Origin of the sequence: Nocardioides scoriae (genome assembly GCF_900104965.1) — a bacterium.
Lineage (GTDB): Bacteria > Actinomycetota > Actinomycetes > Propionibacteriales > Nocardioidaceae > Marmoricola > Marmoricola scoriae.
Window position 1 is genome coordinate 2,118,525 of the sequence record NZ_LT629757.1, and the last position, 16,496, is coordinate 2,135,020.

A 16,496-nucleotide genomic window follows, 5' to 3' on the forward strand; every position below is an offset into this window, starting at 1 on the left:
GCCGCCATGGTTGAACCGTCACCGAGCTCGGCCGTCCCGATCCCGACCGCACCGACCCACGAGGTGGACCCATGCAGCACCCTGTCGTGCACGTGGTCTACCGCTACGCCGCCGCGGTGGGCGACAAGCCCCGGCCCGACTACTTCTCCAAGAAGCTGGCCCTGCACTCCTTCCTCGTCGCCCTGGACGAGGTGCGCGACGAGGTCGCGGTCACCTTCCTGGTCGACGGCGACGTCGAGGCCGACGTCGAGTCGATGATGCGCGGCGCCGGCGCGCTGCACCGCGGCCGCTGGGGCAGCAACCGGGCGTCGTACGCCGAGCAGCTGCGCGTCGCCGCCGGGGTGCGCGCCGAGCTGGTGTGGTTCGCCGAGGACGACTACCTCTACGCCGCCGACGCGCTGCACGCGCTGGTCGCCGCGGTGCACGACCTGCCGAGCGTGAGCTGGTTCGCCCTGTCCGGCCCGACGCCGCTCGACCGGCTCGAGCTGCGGCGCGCGCAGTCGGCCGTGCCGCTCCCCCGCTCGCGCCACTGGGCCTTCGCGGTGCCCCGCCGCGACCACGAGCGCCGCCAGTGGCAGCGCATCGACAGCACCACCAGCACCTTCGGGGGCCGGCCGGACGCGATCCGCCGCGCCGCCTGGCTGCTGCGCCTGTGCCCGTGGACCGGCGCCGCCTGGGACCGCACCACCTGCCTGGCCGTCCAGGGCGCGACGCCCTATCCCTGGGCCCACCTGCTCAGCGACCTGGCGCCACCGTCGATGCCGGCCCGGGGCCGGGCCCTGCGCGTCGCCTACAAGGTGCTCGCCCGGCTGGGCATCAACCTGGCCGCGCTCACCCAGCGCCGCCGCGAGGCCGTCATGGTCGCGCCGGTCACCCACCTCGTGGGCCACATGGACCTGCCCTACGAGCAGGACCAGGAGCGCTGGGACGCCCTGGCCGAGGAGCTGCTCTCCGGGGGCACCGACGACGCCGCCACGGCGTACGACGGGCGCGCGGTCGGCTACTGAGCCTCCGGTCGTCGCGCCGGTGACGTGAGCAGGGCAACGCCTGCACGATTCGGGTCGGGCGCGGCCCCTGGGGCACACTGGCTCGATGCCCGAGACCACCCCGCCCACCGAGCCCACGCCCGACGAGCCCGCCGCCGAGCCCGCCGCCGAGGCCCCCGCCACGCGCGGCCGCCGCGGCCTGCTCCTCAAGGTCGTCGCCGCCGTCGTGGTGCTCGCCCTCGTCGTCGGGGGCGGCATCACCGCCGCCCTGGCCCTCACCGGGCCGGACACCCACACCCTCACGCTGACGAAGACGGCCGGCGGCATGGAGCGCGACACCGAGCGCGAGAAGGCCGGGGCCAGCACGCTGTCCGCGGTCGAGAAGCAGGTCGTCGACAACATCGAGGGCAAGGTCTCCTACACCCGTCTGGGCCTCTACACCCAGGACGACGAGAAGCGCGGCCCCGTCGGCCCGCTGCTGTTCGTGGGCGTCAAGCTCGCCACCCCCGTCGAGGACCCGGCAACGCTGCTCGCGGACTTCCGCTCGCGCGCGAAGGCCAACGGCTTCGAGGTGACCTCGCTCGACACCGGCGACGACTCCGCCGGGGCCTGCGCGGCGCAGACCGAGGGCCAGAAGGCCGCCATCTGCGCCTGGGCCACCCGCGACACGGTCGGACAGCTCTTCCCGACCGCCGTCGGCTACTCCCGCGGCCAGGTCGCGAAGCTGCTCACCGACGTCCGCGCGGACGTCGAGCGCACCGACTGACGGGCCGCTAGTCTCCGGCGGGTGATGACGACCCGCTGGGGACGCGAGCTCGACCCCGACGCGCCCCTGCCCGAGCACCCGCGGCCGCAGCTCGAGCGCCCGTCGTGGAGCTCGCTCAACGGCCGGTGGGAGCACGCCTTCACCGCGTCGGGCGAGCGCCCCGCGGCGTACGACGGGCCGATCACCGTCCCCTTCTCCCCCGAGGCGCCGCTGTCGGGGGTCGAGCGGCAGCTGCAGCCCGACGAGTGGCTGTGGTACCGCCGGACCTTCCCGACGCCGCCGGTCGTCGACGGCGGCCGCGTGCTGCTGCACCTCGGCGCGGTCGACCAGAGCTGCACCGTGTGGGTCGACGGCCACGAGGTGGGCGGACACACCGGCGGCTACCTGCCCTTCACCCTCGACGTGACCGACGCGCTGGCCGCCCGCCGGCACGACGCCACGGCCGAGCACGTCCTCGAGGTGCGGGTGCGCGACCTGTCCGACACCAGCTGGCACGCCCGCGGCAAGCAGAAGCTCCGGCGCGGCAACATCTGGTACACCGCCCAGTCAGGGATCTGGCAGACGGTCTGGCTCGAGTGGGTGCCCCCCCGGCACGTCGAGCGGCTGGTGCTGGTCCCCCACCTCGACGCGGGCGCGCTCGAGGTCACCGTGCACGCGCAGGGCGGCCACCGGGGCGCCACGGCCACGGTGGTGGTGCGCAGCGGCGAGCAGGAGGTCGGTCGCGCGGAGGTCGCGCCCGGGGTCGCCACCCGCGTCGCGCTGGCGCAGGTGCGGCCGTGGTCGCCCGAGGACCCCCACCTCTACGACCTCGAGGTCACCTTCGGCGAGGACCGCGTCACGTCGTACGCCGGGCTCCGCTCGGTCGCGGTCGGGACCGACGCCCGGGGGCACCGCCGGCTGCTGCTCAACGGCGCGCCGTACCCCCACGTCGGGGTGCTCGACCAGGGCTACTGGCCCGACGGGCTGCTGACGCCGCCCGGCGACGCGGCCATGGTCCACGACATCACCAGCATGAAGGACCTCGGCTTCACGGTGCTGCGCAAGCACGCCAAGCTCGAGCCCGCCCGGTGGTACGCCCACTGCGACCGGATCGGGGTGCTGGTCTGGCAGGACGTCGTCAACGGCGGCACGACCTACCGCGGCATCACCACCCGTCGTCCCGCCTCCAGGCTGCCCCCCGTCCCCGACCGTCTCTTCCCCGTCTACGGCCGCGGCCACCGGGCCGGTCGGGCCGAGTTCCTGAGTGAGGTCGAGGCCACCGTCGCCACGCTCGGCAACGCCCCCAGCGTCGTGGTGTGGACGCCCTTCAACGAGGGCTGGGGCCAGTTCTCCTCGCGGGCCGTCGCCCGCCTGGTCAGGCGCCTGGACCCGACCCGGCTGGTGATGGCCACCAGCGGCTGGGTCGACCACGGCGGTGGCGACCTGCGCAGCTTCCACCGCTACGGCAAGCCCTTCCGCATGCCCGCGCACCGCGGCGGCCGCCGGGCGGTCGTGCTCTCCGAGTACGGCGGCTACAGCCACCGCGTCGAGGACCACCAGTGGGGCCCGCGGATGTTCGGCTACCGCAAGTTCAAGGTCCGCAAGCGGCTCCAGCGGGCCTTCGTGCAGCTCCACGACGCCCTCGTCACGGAGGCCGCCCGCGGGCTCTCGGCCACGGTCTACACCCAGCTCAGCGACGTCGAGGACGAGCTCAACGGGCTGTGGACCTACGACCGCGAGGTGCTCAAGCTCGACGCCGAGGTGGTCCGCGAGGTCACCGCCCGGCTGCGGGCGGCCATGACCGCCGGGTGAGGCCGGTCGGAGCCGGCCGGGCCCGGGCTCAGCGGGCGTCGACCCACTGCTGGCCGATGGTGCGGGGCACGGCCGTGCCGGCGGTCAGCTCGGCGACGATCTCCTCGATGACGCCCCGCGCCGCGGGCGGCACCGCGAACCGCAGCGTGGCCTCGCCCGTGTAGTCCACGCCCAGCACGCGCGCCCCCCGCGAGCGCAGGTCGTGCTCGAGGCGACCGACGGCGGCGATGTCGACCATCACCTCGCACAGGTCCTGCAGCACCCGCTCGACGGTCCCGACCTCGTCGAGCGCGACACGGGTCGCCTCGGCGTACGCCCGGGTCAGGCCCCCGGTGCCGAGCAGCGTGCCCCCGAACCACCGGGAGACGACCGCGACCACGTCGCCCAGCTCGCGCCCGCGGAGGATGCCCAGGATCGGTGGTCCGGCCGTGCCGGAGGGCTCGCCGTCGTCGTGTGCCGCCTCGACCGCGCGCTCGGGGCCGACCACGAAGGCCGAGCAGTGGTGGCGCGCCTCCCAGTGGCGGCGCCGCACCTGCTCCACGACGGCGCGGGCCTCGGCCTCGTCGCCGACCCGCACCAGGGTGCAGCGGAACCGCGACCGCTCGACCTCGATCTCGGCCTCGCCGTCGCGCGCGATGGTCTGGTACGACGTCACGGCCACGCGCCGATCATCGCTTGCGATGATCGGTCCATGCGCGTCGTCTCACTGCTGCCCTCGACCACCGAGATCCTCTTCGCCATCGGCGCCGGAGACGACGTCGTTGGGGTCACCTTCGAGTGCGACCACCCGGTCGAGGCCCGCGAGCGCCGGATCGTCTCGACCAGCGCCCTGCCCGAGGGCCTGTCGCCCCGCGAGATCGACGCGTTCGTGCGGGCGGCCCGCCACGCCGGCGAGGACCTCTACCGCCTCGACGCCGGAGCCCTGGAGGGCCTCGACGCCGACCTGGTCGTCACCCAGGACCTGTGCGCGGTCTGCGCCGTCGACGTGTCGGTGGTCCAGGACGCGCTGTCCCACCTCGGCACCCGCGCGGAGGTGCTGACCATCGACCCGCACACCCTCGCCGAGGTGCTCGGGTCGGTGCTGACCCTGGGGCGGGCCACCGGCCGGGAGGCGCCCGCCGAGGCCCTGGTGCAGCGCCTCGAGGAGCGGCTGCAGCGGGTCCGCGACGAGGTGGCCGAGCGCCGCCGCGCGGGCGCCCGCACGCCGCGGATGCTGGTGCTGGAGTGGACCGACCCGGCGTTCACCCCGGGCCACTGGGTCCCCGAGATGGTGGAGCTCGCCGGTGCCACCTGCACGCTGGGCCAGGCCGGCGCGACGTCGGTGCGGGCCGACTGGTCGCAGGTCCGCGCCAGCGCTCCGGACGTCGTGGTGTGCGCGCCGTGCGGCTACGACCTGCCGGCTGCGCTCGAGCTCGCGCGGGAGCTCGTCGGGAGCGGCGAGCTGCCCCCCGACGTGCCGGTGTGGGCGGTCGACGCCAACGCCTCCTTCGCCCGTCCCGGCCCGCGGCTGGTCGACGGCGTCGAGACCCTGGCCGCGATCGTGGCGGGCGCCGACCCGCACGGCAACGCGGCCTGCCGGGTGCGCTGAGGCGCAGCCTGGTGGTGGGGCGACCTTGGGAGTGCCACCCCACCACGAGGTGGTCGCCGACGAGGAAGGTTGGAGGGACCTGAGGCAGGCCGATCCTCGTCCAGGACCGGTGCACAGCCTAGGCAAACGAGCGGTCGCGCGCGACCGATGTCACCAATTCGGTCCCCGCCTCGACGGCTCCGGGCGACCGTCCCGGTCGGTGCCCCGGTCGGCGCCTCAGTCGTGCGCGACGAAGCCCAGCAGGTCCTGCCGGGTCAGCACGCCGACCGGCTTGCCGTCCTCCTGGACCAGCACGGCGTCGGCGTCGCGGAGCGCCGCCACGGCGTCCTCGACGGCGGCGCCGGCCCCCATGGTGGGCAGCGGCTCGTCCATGTGGTCCTCGACCTGGTCGGCCAGCCGGGCCTTGCCGCCGTAGAGGGCGTCCAGCAGACGCCGCTCGGACACCGACCCGGCCACCTCGGCGGCCATGATGGGCGGCTCCGCGCGGACCACGGGCATCTGCGAGACGCCGTACTCCTGCAGGATCGCGATCGCCTCGGCGATGGTCTCGGTCGGGTGGGTGTGCACCAGGGCGGGGATGTCGCCCTTCTTGGCGTGCAGGACCTGGCCCACGGTCTGGCCGGTGTGGTCGGACAGGAAGCCGTAGCGGGCCAGCCACTCGTCGTTGAAGACCTTGGTCAGGTAGCCGCGCCCGCTGTCGGGCAGCAGCACCACGACGACGGCATCGGGGTCGTCGAGCTCCTGGGCCAGCTGCACCGCGGCGTACGCCGCCATGCCGGCCGAGCCGCCGACGAGCAGGCCCTCCTCGCGGGCCAGCCGCCGCGTGAAGGCGAACGAGTCGCCGTCGGACACCTCGATCACCCGGTCGGCGACGCCGCGGTCGTAGGTGTCGGGCCAGAAGTCCTCCCCCACGCCCTCGACGAGGTAGGGACGCCCGGTGCCGCCCGAGTAGACCGAGCCGGCGGGGTCGGCCCCGACCACCTGGATCTCGGGGTTGCGCTCCTTGAGGTAGCGCCCGACGCCGCTGATGGTGCCGCCGGTGCCCATGCCCGTGACGAAGTGGGTGATGCGGCCGTCGGTCTGCTCCCAGATCTCGGGGCCGGTCTGCTCGTAGTGCGAGAGCGGGTTGTTGGGGTTGGCGTACTGGTTGGGCTTCCAGGCGCCCTCGATCTCGCGGCTGAGGCGGTCCGAGACGCTGTAGTAGCTGTCGGGGTGCTCGGGGGCGACGGCGGTCGGGCAGACCACGACCTCGGCGCCGTAGGCCTTGAGGACGTTGCGCTTGTCCTCGCTGACCTTGTCGGGGCACACGAAGACGCACGAGTAGCCGCGCTGCTGGGCCACCAGCGCGAGGCCGACCCCGGTGTTGCCGGAGGTGGGTTCGACGATGGTGCCGCCCGGGCGGAGCTCGCCGCTGGCCTCGGCCGCGTCGATCATCTTGACCGCGATGCGGTCCTTCACCGAGCCACCCGGGTTGAGGTACTCGACCTTGGCGAGCACGAGGGACGCGGTGGCGCCCGCGGTGCGGTTGAGCTTGACCAGCGGGGTGTTGCCGATCAGCTCCAGGAGGGAGTTGGCGTACTGCATGGGACCAACCTAGGCCGAGCGTCACCCTTCCCGCCCACCGGGAGCCGAGATCGAGTTGTCACCTCCGAGCAAGGACCGACACGCGTCGAGCAGGTTAGGTTTCTTCACATCAGCCCCTCAGGGCTCACCAAAATGGGGCAGACTGCCCCACATCGGCCCGATTCTGGCCGCTGACGTCGCCCCTCCGGCCTTCACACGGGAGTCCTGCACGATGAACACACGTCGCTTCTCGGTGCGACCCGCACTGATCGCCGCAGCCGGAGCCGCACTGCTGCTCGCCCCCCTGTCGGTGGCCGCGCCGTCGAGCGCCGCCACGGACGACCCTGCCTACCGGGCCACCAGCGCCCCCAACGTCTTCTACCCCGTGGCCGGCGGCGCGGGCGTGAAGGACCTCAAGACCTTCTCCTCACGGCGCCAGGCCACCGACGTCGCCGCGCCCTGCGGCACCAGCGTCCGCGCCTCGCACCCCGGCACCGCCCGCGTCCTCAAGCGCACGGTCAAGGGTCGCAGCGCCTACCTGGTGCGCGTCTACACCGGCACCGCCGACCTGTCCACCAGCTACGGCTGGCTCGCCTCGCCCGCGGTCGTCGACGGCCAGGTGCTCCAGTCCGGCCAGGTGCTCGGCGCCCTGACCCGCCACCTCACCACCCGCGCGTGCTCGCTGGCGTTCGCGGTGACCAAGGACGGCAAGGCGGTCAACCCGACGACGTGGCTGGCGCGGTACGTCGGCGACGCCCCGCCGGTCGGCCGCCTCTACGACACCGCCGGGATCGACCTGGTCTCGTTCAACCTGCTCGGCGCCAACCACACCGAGAACAGCCCCGTGTACGCGACGTACCCCTCGCGGATGCGGCGTGCCATGCAGCTGCTCGACGACCGCGCCATCGACGTCGCCGGGCTGCAGGAGTTCCAGAAGCCGCAGGCCCAGTGGTTCGACGCCAACGGCTACGACCAGACCTGGGGCGAGTTCTACTTCGACCCGCCCGGCAAGTCGTGGGACCCCGACAACGCGATCATCTGGCGCCGCTCCACGATGGAGCTCGTCGAGTCGCAGACCTTCTCGGTCCCCTACTTCGGCGGCAACCTGCGCGCCATGCCGGCGGTGCTGCTGCGCGAGAAGGCCACCGGCCGCACCGCGTGGTACCTCAACGTCCACAACCCCGCCAGCAGCAAGCAGCGCGGCGACCACGCCGTGTGGCGGGCCCAGGCCGTGGCCATCGAGCGCCAGAAGGTCGTCGACCTGCGCGCGACCGGCCGTCCCGTCTTCCTGGTCGGCGACTTCAACGACGCCGAGCCCGCCTTCTGCCCGCTCACCGCGGGCAAGCTGATGATCTCGCCCAACAGCCTGCCCAGCGACACCTGCGCGTTCCCGGCCAAGGGCCGCTCGATCGACTGGATCTTCGCTGCCGGTCAGGTGCGGTTCTCCTACTTCCTGCGCGACACCACGACGCGGACCAGCAAGATCACCGACCACCCGATCATCCAGACCCGGGCGCACCTCCAGGACTGACCGCGGGCTCCCCACGGCCGCTTCGTAGACTGGACCCGTGGGGAGAGCAGCGGCAGCACGCAGGGTGGCAGCCGCCACCGCCTACGGCAGCGGCGGCCTGACCGCCCTGGGCGCCTCCCTCTACGCCCTGCTGCGGGCCGAGGCCGTGATCGCCCGGCGCACCATCGGGCCGGCCGGCCTGCGGGTCCCGGACGCCACCGGCTGGTACGGCCGCGGCCGGCCAGGCCCCGCCCTGCGCCTGGCCCTGCTCGGCGACTCCAGCGCCGCCGGCTACGGGGTCGACTCGGTCGAGCAGACCCCCGGCGCGTGGCTGGCCTCGAGCGTGGCCGAGCGGGCCGACCGCCGGGTGCACCTGCGGGCCTACCCCAAGGTCGGTGCGCAGTCGAGCGCGCTGGAGGGCCAGGTGACCGCGGCCCTGGCCGGCTCCCCCGACGTCGTCGTGGTCTTCATCGGCGCCAACGACGTCACCCACGCGGTGCTGCCCTCGGCCTCGGTGCGCCACCTCTCCGACGCGGTGCGGCGCCTCACCGCGGCCGGTGTCGCGGTCGTGGTCGGCACCTGCCCGGACCTCGGCACCATCCAGCCGCTGCCTCCCCCGCTGCGCCAGGTGGCCCGGGTCTGGTCGCGCCGCCTCGCCGCAGCGCAGACCATCGCCGTCGTCGAGGCCGGCGGCCGCACGGTCTCCCTGGCCTCGATCCTGGGCGAGGAGTTCGCCTCCGCCCCGGCCCTGCTGTTCGGGCCCGACCGGTTCCACCCCTCGGCGCGGGGCTACGAGTCGATGGCCCGGGTCATGGTGCCCTCGGTGCTGGCCGCGCTGGGCTTCGGCGAGGTCGAGGAGGACGCTCCCCGCGCGGTGCGCGGCGAGGCCGTGCTCCCCATCGGGTACGCCGCCACCCGGGCGAGCGAGAACCCCGGCACCGAGATCGACGGCACCGAGGTCGGCGGCGCCACCCGGGGCGTCGGCGGCCGCTGGGTGACGCTCATGCGCCGCCGGCTGCTGCCCACCGGTGCGGCCGAGACCCCGGACGAGTCGGACGCGACAGACGCCCCGACCGAGGACTCGGTCGAGGCGCCTGGCTGAGCTGTCTGCGTCGTCCGCGCCCCGAGGGGCCCGGACGGGCGGGTGTCAGTCGTTGCCGCGCAGGATGGCCAGCAGCCGCAGCAGCTGGACGTAGATCCACACGATGGTCACGGTGAGCCCGAAGGCGGCCCGCCACGACTCGCGGTCGGGGAGCCCCGCCTCGATGCCGCGCTCGACGAAGTCGAAGTCCATGATCAGCATGAACACGCCCAGGACGACGCCCAGGGCCGCGAAGACCATGCCGACGGTGCCGAACCCGTTGACGCCGAGGCCGGCCCCGAAGAACGACAGCACGAAGCTGAACAGGCTGACCGCCACGAAGCCGATCATCGCCGCGGTGACGAAGATGCGGAACTTCGGCGTCACTCGGATGTCGAAGAACTTGTACGCCGCGAGGGTGCCGACGACCGCCATGAAGGTGCCGGCGACCGCCTGGAGGACCAGGCCGCTCTGGCCGGGGCCGACGAAGGTCGCCTCGACCACCTTGGAGAAGGCGCCGACGAACAGGCCCTGCATGGCGGCGTAGGCCAGCACCAGCGCCGGGCTGATCACCTTCTTGAAGGAGTTGACCATCGCCAGCACGAAGCCGCCGAGCGAGCCCACCAGGGACAGCGCGTAGAGCGTCCCCAGGGTGCCCTGCGCCGTCGAGGCGTTGCCGAGGTCGCCGGTGAGGACCCACGTCGCCGCGGCGACGAGGACCACCACGCCCAGCGACAGGCCGGTCTTCTGCACGACGCTGTCGATGGTCATCCGGCCCTGGTCGAGCTGGGGCGCGGGGGCGTAGCCACCCCCGAGGCCGCCCTGGTCGTAGGAGCCGTAGCCGCCCGGTCCGGAGCCCTGGCCGAGGCCGGTGCTCCAGGTGGACGGACTGCCGACGGAGGCGTTGCCGCGGCCGTTGAAGCCCTCGGAACGCGTGAAAACCGGGTTGTTGCTCTGCAAGGCGTCCTCCTTGGATGCCTGCGAACCCCCCACTCTGGTGTTCGCGCGACGCCCGGATCCTACCGGTGCGTCATGGTCTCAACGATCGGCGCGGGACCGGTGTTCCCACCGGGCGCACGATCGTGCAACCGTGCCCCGGGTGGGACTCGAACCCACACTGGGCGGTTTTTAAGACCGCTTCCTCTGCCGTTGGGATACCGGGGCGGCAGTGCCCGCCGATCATAGGGAGCCGAGGTCGGCCAGCCCGGCCGCCCGGCCGAGCACGGCGTCGAGCATCGGCTCGGTGAGCCGGCCGGTGAAGGTGTTCTGCTGCGAGGGGTGGTAGCAGCCCAGCAGCGTCAGCTCCCCCAGCACCACCTCGGCGCCGTGCCCGAAGCGCGGTCGGGGTCGCGGCACCGCCACCCCGGCGCGCTCCAGCGAGCGCAGCGCCGCGTCCCACCCGAACCCGCCCAGGCACACCACCACCCGCAGGGTCGGCAGCAGCAGCCGCAGCTCGCGCTCGACCCAGGGCGCGCACGTGTCACGCTCCTCGGTCGTGGGCTTGTTGTCCGGCGGGGCACAGCGGACCGCGGCCACCACCCGGGTCGAGCGCAGCTCGAGTCCGTCGCCGGCGTGGGTCGAGGTGGGCCGCGAGGCCAGGCCGACCCGGTGCAGGGAGGCGAACAGCCAGTCACCCGACCGGTCGCCGGTGAAGACCCGACCGGTCCGGTTGGCGCCGTGGGCGGCCGGGGCCAGGCCCATCACCAGCACCCGGGCGTGCGGATCGCCGAAGCCCGGGACCGGACGGCCCCAGTAGTCCTCCCCCGCGTACGCCGCCCGCTTCTCGCGCGCGACCTGCTCGCGCCAGTCGACGAGCCGGGGACAGGCGCGGCACACCGAGACCCGTGCGTCGAGCTCGGGGAGCGAGGCCCGGGCCGCCAGCCGGGCCACGCCTGCCGCCCCGCGGGCGGCGACCGGAACGGGGACGCCGGGAGCGACGGGGTCGCCGGGCCAGCCCGACCCGGGGACGGTCACCGACGGGGCGCGGCCGAGCCCGGACGACCGAACGGACGGTCGGCCGGGTCGCCGTGGCCGGCAGCTGCCTCGCGGATCTCGCGCTGGGCGGCGTGGTCGCGCTCCCGGCGCGCCTCGGCCCGGCGGACGCCGCGCTCGTCGCGCAGCGGCAGCTGGAGCCGCTCCTCGGCCGCCACACCGTGCTGGAGCTGGCGTCCGCGCTCGAGCTCGGCGTCGAGCTCGGCCCCGAGCACCAGCGCCACGTGGCTCAGCCACGCCCACAGCAGCACCACCAGCACGCCGACGGCGGCCACCAGCAGCCGGGTCGGCCCCCCGTCGACGCGGGAGGTCGCGGCCACGGCCACCGCCGCAGCGACGCCGAGGACCAGCCAGGCCAGGAAGGCGAGCACCGACCCCGGGGTCAGCAGCCGCCGGGGCAGCACGGCGTTCGGGGTGGAGCGCTGGAGCAGCACCACGACGGCCAGGACGACCAGGGCCAGGACCGGCCACTTCGCGACCTCCCAGGCGGTGACGACGCCCTCGTCCAGGCCCAGCTCGGCGCCGACCGCGCGGGCCACCGGGCCGGTGGCGGCCAGCACCAGGACGCCCGCCGAGGCGAGCACGGTGACCACCACGGCCAGGACCAGCTGCGTCGGCCGCAGCCGCCAGGCGGGACGGCCCTCGTCGACCTCGTGCACGAGGTTGGCCACCCGGGCCGCGGCGGCGACGTACGCCACGGCCGCCCAGAGCAGGCCCGCGGCGGCCACGGCCACCACGACGGGCAGGCCGGGCAGGTCACCGAGGTCGCGCAGCGGCGTGGCCAGCCGGCTCGCGACGTCGGTGGCGACCACCTGGCCCAGGACCCGCTCGACCCGGTCGAGCACCGAGGTCGACCGGCCCAGCAGGGCCAGCCCGGAGGCGAGCGCGAGGCTCGCCCACACCAGGGCCAGCAGGGCGCGGAAGGTCAGGCTGGCGGCCAGGTCGGCGCCGCGGTCGTCGCGGAGCTCGCGCACGGTGAGGCGCAGCACGAACCAGGGCGAGCGCTTCCCCACGGGGGCGTCGGGATCGCGCACGTCGGACCGGTCGGCACCCGGCGGGCGCGGGCCCACGACCGGGCCGGTCGGGCTGCCCGAGGGGGCGGGGGCCGCGGCGACGCCGGGGGGCACGTGGAGCGGCTGGGTGTGCTCCACGTCCTGGGATTCGGGAGCGGTGGGGGCGTCGGTGGTGCGGGGGGTGAACAGGGGCATGGCTAGGCCTTTCGCTCGGGGGACCCGTGCTGGAGCTGGGACCAGGCGATCCCGTCGAGGATGTCGTGCTCGGAGACGAGCAGGGAGTCGACGCGGGTGCGGGCCAGCACCCGGGTCAGGACGAGCCCGCCGGCGGCGATGACGTCGGCGCGGCCGGGGTGCATGTAGCCGAGCGCCCGGCGCTGCTCGACGTCGAGGGAGAGCAGGTGGGTCACGGCGCCCTGCACGGCGTCGACCGGCAGCACGCTGTGGTGGATCAGGGCCCGGTCGTAGGAGTCGAGACCGAGCACGGCCGCCGCCAGCGTCGTGACCGTGCCCGCCACCCCGATGACCGCGCCGGCGACGGCGGGGTCGACCTCGCAGGTGTCCAGCACGGCGTCGATAGCGGCGACCGCCTCGTCGATCTCGGCCCGCGAGGGCGGGTCGCCGGCCAGGCAGCGCTCGGTGAGCCGGACCGAGCCGATGTCGAGCGAGTGCTGTCCGCGGACGGTGCCGTCGGCGCCACCGAGGACGAGCTCGGTCGACCCTCCCCCGATGTCGAGCACCAGGATCGGCTCCGGCAGCGGCGGCAGGTCGCGCACCGCCCCCGCGAAGGTGGCCCGCGCCTCCTGCTCCCCGTCGAGCACCTCGGGCACCACGCCGGTGCGCTCGCGGATGCCGTCGAGGAGGTCCTGGGCGTTCTCGGCGTCACGGGCGGCCGAGGTGGCGCAGAAGCGCACCGACGCCACGTCGTGGGGCCGGACCAGGTCCATCAGCTCCTCGGTGGTGTCGAGGACCCGCGTGACGGCGGCGTCGGAGAGCCGACCGGTGCGGTCGACGCCCTGGCCGAGCCGCACGATCCGCATCTCGCGCACCAGCTCGGTCGCGGTGCCGGCCACGGGGTCGAGGTCGGTCACCAGCACCCGCAGGCTGTTGGTGCCGCAGTCGAAGGCCGCCACCCGGGTCACGCCGGCTCCTCGGCGTCGGCACCGACGCACGGTCCCCGCTGCCACCAGGCCCCCAGGGCGTCGAGCACCTCGTCGCCGAGCGGGTTGGTCCCCGGCCCCTGGGCGAGAGACTGGCCCGCGAGCACGTGCAGGCACTTGACCCGCCCGGGCATGCCGCCCGCGGAGACGCCGGCGATCTCGGGCACCTCGCCGATCGCGGCGCGGGCCTCGAGGTAGGCGTCGTGGGCCCGGGCGTACGCCGCGGCGAGCTCCTCGTCGGCGCTCAGGCGCTCGGACATCTCGCGCATCAGCCCCGAGGCCTCCAGGGTCCCGATCATCGAGGCCGCCCGCGGACAGGTCAGGTAGAAGGTGGTCGGGAACGGCGTCCCGTCGTCGAGCCGCGGCTCGGTGGCGACCACGTCGGGGTTGCCGCACGGGCAGCGGTGCGCGACGGCGTGGATCGACCGGGGCGGCCGACCGAGCTGCGCCGCGACCACCGCCTCGTCGGAGGGGTCGATGGGCATGGTCAGTCTCCGGACGACGGGGTCGGGGGGTCGATCTGCTCCGCGGGGTTGTCGAGCTTCTCCGGGTGGTCGGCCACCTCGACGGTGGTCCACACCTTGTCCCACCAGGCGTCGGTGGCGACCTCCGGCACGGAGTCGGGGTCGGTCAGCTCGTCGGTGCGCTCCAGCGGCTTGCCGTCGCGGTCGATCACCTGGTAGCTGGTCTCGCCGGGCATCACCCAGCCCAGCCGCTCGCGGGCCTGCGCCTCGACGTACGCCTCGTCCTTCCAGCGGCGCTTCTCGCGCTCGAGGGTGGAGATCTCGGTCTGCGAGGAGGCGATCTGGGCCTTCAGGTCGTTGATGTGCGAGCGCTGGTCGAGGTAGGCCCGCATCGAGGACGCGTAGGAGACGACCAGCACCGCCAGCACCAGGACGAGCACGACCATCCGCTGGGTGAAGCGGGGGCGCGGCGCGGCCGGGTCCCGGCGCTCGCGCCCGCCCGACCGGCTCCCGGGTCGCAGGTTGCCCGGGAGGTGCCGAGGGGTGGAGCCCCGTCGCTCGGACCGCCCGCGGCGGCGGGGGCCCTGCTGGGGTTCGTCTCGGCGTGCCACGGTGCGGGGTCAGCCCTGGAAGCGGGGGAACGCGCCGCGGCCGGCGTAGCGGGCCGCGTCGTCGAGCTCCTCCTCGATGCGCAGCAGCTGGTTGTACTTCGCGACGCGCTCCGAGCGGGCCGGGGCACCGGTCTTGATCTGGCCGCAGTTGGTGGCGACGGCGAGGTCGGCGATCGTGGTGTCCTCGGTCTCGCCCGAGCGGTGGCTCATCATGCTGCGGAAGCCGTTGCGGTGGGCCAGCTCGACGGAGTCGAGGGTCTCCGTGAGCGAGCCGATCTGGTTGACCTTCACCAGCAGGGCGTTGGCCTGGCCGCCGGTGATGCCGCGCTGCAGCCGCTCCACGTTGGTGACGAACAGGTCGTCGCCGACGATCTGGATCTGGCCGCCGAGGCGCTCGGTCATGGCCTTCCAGCCGTCCCAGTCCTCCTCGTCCAGCGGGTCCTCGATCGAGACGATGGGGTACGACGCGACGAGGTCGGCGTAGTAGTCGATCATCTCCAGGCTCGACTTGTGCGCCCCCTCGAAGGCGTACTTCTTCTTCTCGTGGAACTCCGAGGCCGCGACGTCGAGCGCCAGGCCGAAGTCGCGGCCCAGGGTGAACCCGGCGGCGTCGATCGCGTCGGCGATCAGGTCCAGGGCGGCGCGGTTGCTCGACAGGTCGGGGGCGAACCCGCCCTCGTCGCCGACGCCCGTGGCCAGGCCCTTCTTCTTCAGCACCGACTTCAGCGCCTGGTAGACCTCGGCGCCCTGCTGCAGCGCCTCGCGGAAGGTGGGAGCGCCGATCGGCGCGATCATGAACTCCTGGACGTCCACGTTGGTGTCCGCGTGCGCGCCGCCGTTGAGGATGTTCATCATCGGCACGGGCAGCACGTGGGCGTTGGGTCCGCCGACGTAGCGGAACAGCGGCAGGCCCGAGCTCACCGAGGCGGCGCGGGCGACGGCCAGGGAGACGCCGAGGATGGCGTTGGCGCCGAGGTTGGCCTTGTTGGGGGTGCCGTCCAGGTCGAGCATGGCCTGGTCGACCAGGCGCTGGTCCGTGGCGTCGAGGCCGATGATCTCCGGCTCGATCTGGTCCTGGACCGCGGCCACGGCCTTCTGGGTGCCCTTGCCGCCGTAGCGCTTGCCGCCGTCGCGCAGCTCCACGGCCTCGAAGGCGCCGGTGGAGGCGCCCGAGGGCACGGCCGCGCGGCCGACGGAGTCGTCGTCGAGGAGGACCTCGACCTCGACCGTGGGGTTGCCGCGCGAGTCGAGGATCTCGCGGGCGAGGACGGTGTCGATGGAAGCCAAGGTGGTGCTCCTGATCCAGGGGGTGGACTGCCGAACCAGCCTAACCATCCCGACGGCCGATCCTCGGGAGCACCCGCCCGGCGGACCTCAGTCCCGGGTGCGCCGCACCGCGTCGCGCAGCGCCTGTTCCGGGTCGATGCCCGAGGACCGCGCCTGGGCCACCAGCGCGAGCAGCTGGTCGCCCAGCTCGGCCTCGGGGCCGGGAGCCGGCCGCGGGGTGGTCCGCAGGCCGGCCCGCTCCTGGCGGTCGAGCACCTTGGCGGCGCGGCTCAGCGCGGGCAGCGCGAGCGCGATCCCCTCCCAGGGATCGGTGCGCTGCTTCTCGGTGGCCTTGGCCTGCTCCCAGGCGTCGTTGATGCGCGCCGGGTCGGTCTCGACCAGGTCCCCGAACACGTGGGGGTTGCGGTGCAGCAGCTTGTCGCGGAGGCCGGCGGCCACGTCCTCGAGGTCGAAGCGGCCCTGCTCCTCCGCGATGGCGGCGTGGAACAGCACCTGGAGCAGCACGTCGCCGAGCTCCTCGCGCAGCTCGGCGTCCTGCCCCGCCTCGATCGCCTCCAGCAGCTCGTAGGTCTCCTCGAGCAGGTGCCGGGCGAGCGTGCGGTGGGTCTGGGCGGCCTTCCAGCCGCACTCGGCCCGCAGCCGACGCATCATGGCCACCACCTCGAGCAGGGCGGTGGTGGTCAT

General features: G+C 74.2%; 16 protein-coding genes and 1 tRNA gene. 6 read left to right on the forward strand and 11 right to left on the reverse strand.

Going from position 1 to position 16,496, the window contains the following annotated elements; translation table 11 throughout:
* Window positions 1-71 precede the first annotated feature (71 nt).
* The 3 genes from BLU55_RS10145 (at window position 72) to BLU55_RS10155 (ending at window position 3,543) form a co-directional block, all read left to right on the forward strand.
* Window positions 72-1,007, forward strand: a complete 936-nt coding sequence (locus BLU55_RS10145) for a hypothetical protein (RefSeq protein ID WP_091729159.1) — start codon at window positions 72-74, stop codon at window positions 1,005-1,007.
* A gap of 85 nt (window positions 1,008-1,092) precedes the next feature.
* Window positions 1,093-1,752, forward strand: coding sequence for a hypothetical protein (locus BLU55_RS10150; protein WP_091729161.1), 660 nt, complete (start codon window positions 1,093-1,095; stop codon window positions 1,750-1,752).
* Between the two features lie 24 nt (window positions 1,753-1,776).
* Window positions 1,777-3,543 carry a glycoside hydrolase family 2 protein gene (locus BLU55_RS10155; RefSeq protein WP_091733734.1) on the forward strand — a complete coding sequence of 589 codons (1,767 nt, stop codon included), beginning with the start codon at window positions 1,777-1,779 and terminating at the stop codon, window positions 3,541-3,543.
* 28 nt (window positions 3,544-3,571) lie between these two features.
* Here BLU55_RS10155 and BLU55_RS10160 read toward each other — a convergent pair whose 3' ends face one another.
* Window positions 3,572-4,204, reverse strand: coding sequence for an IMPACT family protein (locus BLU55_RS10160; protein WP_231916818.1), 633 nt, complete (start codon window positions 4,202-4,204; stop codon window positions 3,572-3,574).
* A gap of 30 nt (window positions 4,205-4,234) precedes the next feature.
* On the opposite strand from BLU55_RS10160, the gene BLU55_RS10165 reads away from it, so the two are divergent.
* Window positions 4,235-5,131: an ABC transporter substrate-binding protein gene (locus BLU55_RS10165; protein ID WP_091729164.1), complete on the forward strand. Its 897-nt coding sequence runs from the start codon at window positions 4,235-4,237 to the stop codon at window positions 5,129-5,131.
* Window positions 5,132-5,347: 216 nt separating this feature from the next.
* Here the strand turns inward: BLU55_RS10165 and BLU55_RS10170 are convergent, their stop codons facing one another.
* Window positions 5,348-6,715 (reverse strand): cystathionine beta-synthase, encoded by a 1,368-nt coding sequence (locus BLU55_RS10170; RefSeq protein ID WP_091729167.1) that lies wholly within the window; start codon window positions 6,713-6,715, stop codon window positions 5,348-5,350.
* Between the two features lie 211 nt (window positions 6,716-6,926).
* Here BLU55_RS10170 and BLU55_RS10175 point away from each other — a divergent pair, with 211 nt between their 5' ends.
* A complete protein-coding gene (locus BLU55_RS10175; RefSeq protein ID WP_091729169.1) occupies window positions 6,927-8,225 on the forward strand; it encodes an endonuclease/exonuclease/phosphatase family protein in 1,299 nt (432 codons plus the stop codon).
* Window positions 8,226-8,289: 64 nt separating this feature from the next.
* The gene (locus tag BLU55_RS10180; protein ID WP_231916819.1) at window positions 8,290-9,306 is read left to right on the forward strand and encodes an SGNH/GDSL hydrolase family protein; all 1,017 of its coding nucleotides are present in this window, start codon (window positions 8,290-8,292) and stop codon (window positions 9,304-9,306) included.
* A 45-nt stretch (window positions 9,307-9,351) separates the two neighbouring features.
* On the opposite strand, the gene BLU55_RS10185 is transcribed toward BLU55_RS10180, so the two are convergent.
* From BLU55_RS10185 to BLU55_RS10225, 9 genes are all read right to left on the reverse strand, one after another.
* On the reverse strand, window positions 9,352-10,245 hold the full coding sequence (locus BLU55_RS10185) for a Bax inhibitor-1/YccA family protein (protein WP_091729173.1): 894 nt from the start codon (window positions 10,243-10,245) through the stop codon (window positions 9,352-9,354).
* A gap of 131 nt (window positions 10,246-10,376) precedes the next feature.
* A tRNA-Leu gene (locus BLU55_RS10190) sits at window positions 10,377-10,449 on the reverse strand.
* 15 nt (window positions 10,450-10,464) lie between these two features.
* Window positions 10,465-11,259, reverse strand: coding sequence for a uracil-DNA glycosylase (locus BLU55_RS10195; RefSeq protein WP_091729176.1), 795 nt, complete (start codon window positions 11,257-11,259; stop codon window positions 10,465-10,467).
* The gene (locus BLU55_RS10200) at window positions 11,256-12,485 is read right to left on the reverse strand and encodes a YhjD/YihY/BrkB family envelope integrity protein (RefSeq protein WP_091729179.1); all 1,230 of its coding nucleotides are present in this window, start codon (window positions 12,483-12,485) and stop codon (window positions 11,256-11,258) included. Before BLU55_RS10200 ends, BLU55_RS10195 begins: the two co-directional genes overlap by 4 nt.
* Window positions 12,486-12,487: 2 nt before the next feature.
* Complete coding sequence (locus BLU55_RS10205; protein WP_091729182.1) at window positions 12,488-13,432, reverse strand: Ppx/GppA phosphatase family protein; 945 nt, start codon at window positions 13,430-13,432, stop codon at window positions 12,488-12,490.
* Window positions 13,429-13,935, reverse strand: coding sequence for a DUF501 domain-containing protein (locus BLU55_RS10210; RefSeq protein WP_091729185.1), 507 nt, complete (start codon window positions 13,933-13,935; stop codon window positions 13,429-13,431). Before BLU55_RS10210 ends, BLU55_RS10205 begins: the two co-directional genes overlap by 4 nt.
* A 2-nt stretch (window positions 13,936-13,937) precedes the next feature.
* A complete protein-coding gene (locus BLU55_RS10215) occupies window positions 13,938-14,360 on the reverse strand; it encodes an FtsB family cell division protein (RefSeq protein ID WP_091729187.1) in 423 nt (140 codons plus the stop codon).
* Between the two features lie 174 nt (window positions 14,361-14,534).
* Window positions 14,535-15,812, reverse strand: coding sequence for a phosphopyruvate hydratase (gene eno / locus BLU55_RS10220; RefSeq protein ID WP_091729190.1), 1,278 nt, complete (start codon window positions 15,810-15,812; stop codon window positions 14,535-14,537).
* A gap of 87 nt (window positions 15,813-15,899) precedes the next feature.
* Complete coding sequence (locus tag BLU55_RS10225; protein WP_091729192.1) at window positions 15,900-16,496, reverse strand: MazG family protein; 597 nt, start codon at window positions 16,494-16,496, stop codon at window positions 15,900-15,902.

What these genes read in the sequence shown, in the direction of transcription:
- BLU55_RS10145 (WP_091729159.1), top strand. Translation starts at nt 72, where the DNA reads ATGCAGCACCCTGTCGTGCACGTGGTCTACCGCTACGCCGCCGCGGTG.
- BLU55_RS10150 (WP_091729161.1), top strand. Translation starts at nt 1,093, where the DNA reads ATGCCCGAGACCACCCCGCCCACCGAGCCCACGCCCGACGAGCCCGCC.
- BLU55_RS10155 (WP_091733734.1), top strand. Translation starts at nt 1,777, where the DNA reads ATGACGACCCGCTGGGGACGCGAGCTCGACCCCGACGCGCCCCTGCCC.
- BLU55_RS10165 (WP_091729164.1), top strand. Translation starts at nt 4,235, where the DNA reads ATGCGCGTCGTCTCACTGCTGCCCTCGACCACCGAGATCCTCTTCGCC.
- BLU55_RS10170 (WP_091729167.1), bottom strand. Translation starts at nt 6,715, where the DNA reads ATGCAGTACGCCAACTCCCTCCTGGAGCTGATCGGCAACACCCCGCTG.
- BLU55_RS10175 (WP_091729169.1), top strand. Translation starts at nt 6,927, where the DNA reads ATGAACACACGTCGCTTCTCGGTGCGACCCGCACTGATCGCCGCAGCC.
- BLU55_RS10200 (WP_091729179.1), bottom strand. Translation starts at nt 12,485, where the DNA reads ATGCCCCTGTTCACCCCCCGCACCACCGACGCCCCCACCGCTCCCGAA.
- BLU55_RS10210 (WP_091729185.1), bottom strand. Translation starts at nt 13,935, where the DNA reads ATGCCCATCGACCCCTCCGACGAGGCGGTGGTCGCGGCGCAGCTCGGT.
- BLU55_RS10215 (WP_091729187.1), bottom strand. Translation starts at nt 14,360, where the DNA reads ATGGTCGTGCTCGTCCTGGTGCTGGCGGTGCTGGTCGTCTCCTACGCG.
- BLU55_RS10225 (WP_091729192.1), bottom strand. Translation starts at nt 16,496, where the DNA reads ATGACCACCACCGCCCTGCTCGAGGTGGTGGCCATGATGCGTCGGCTG.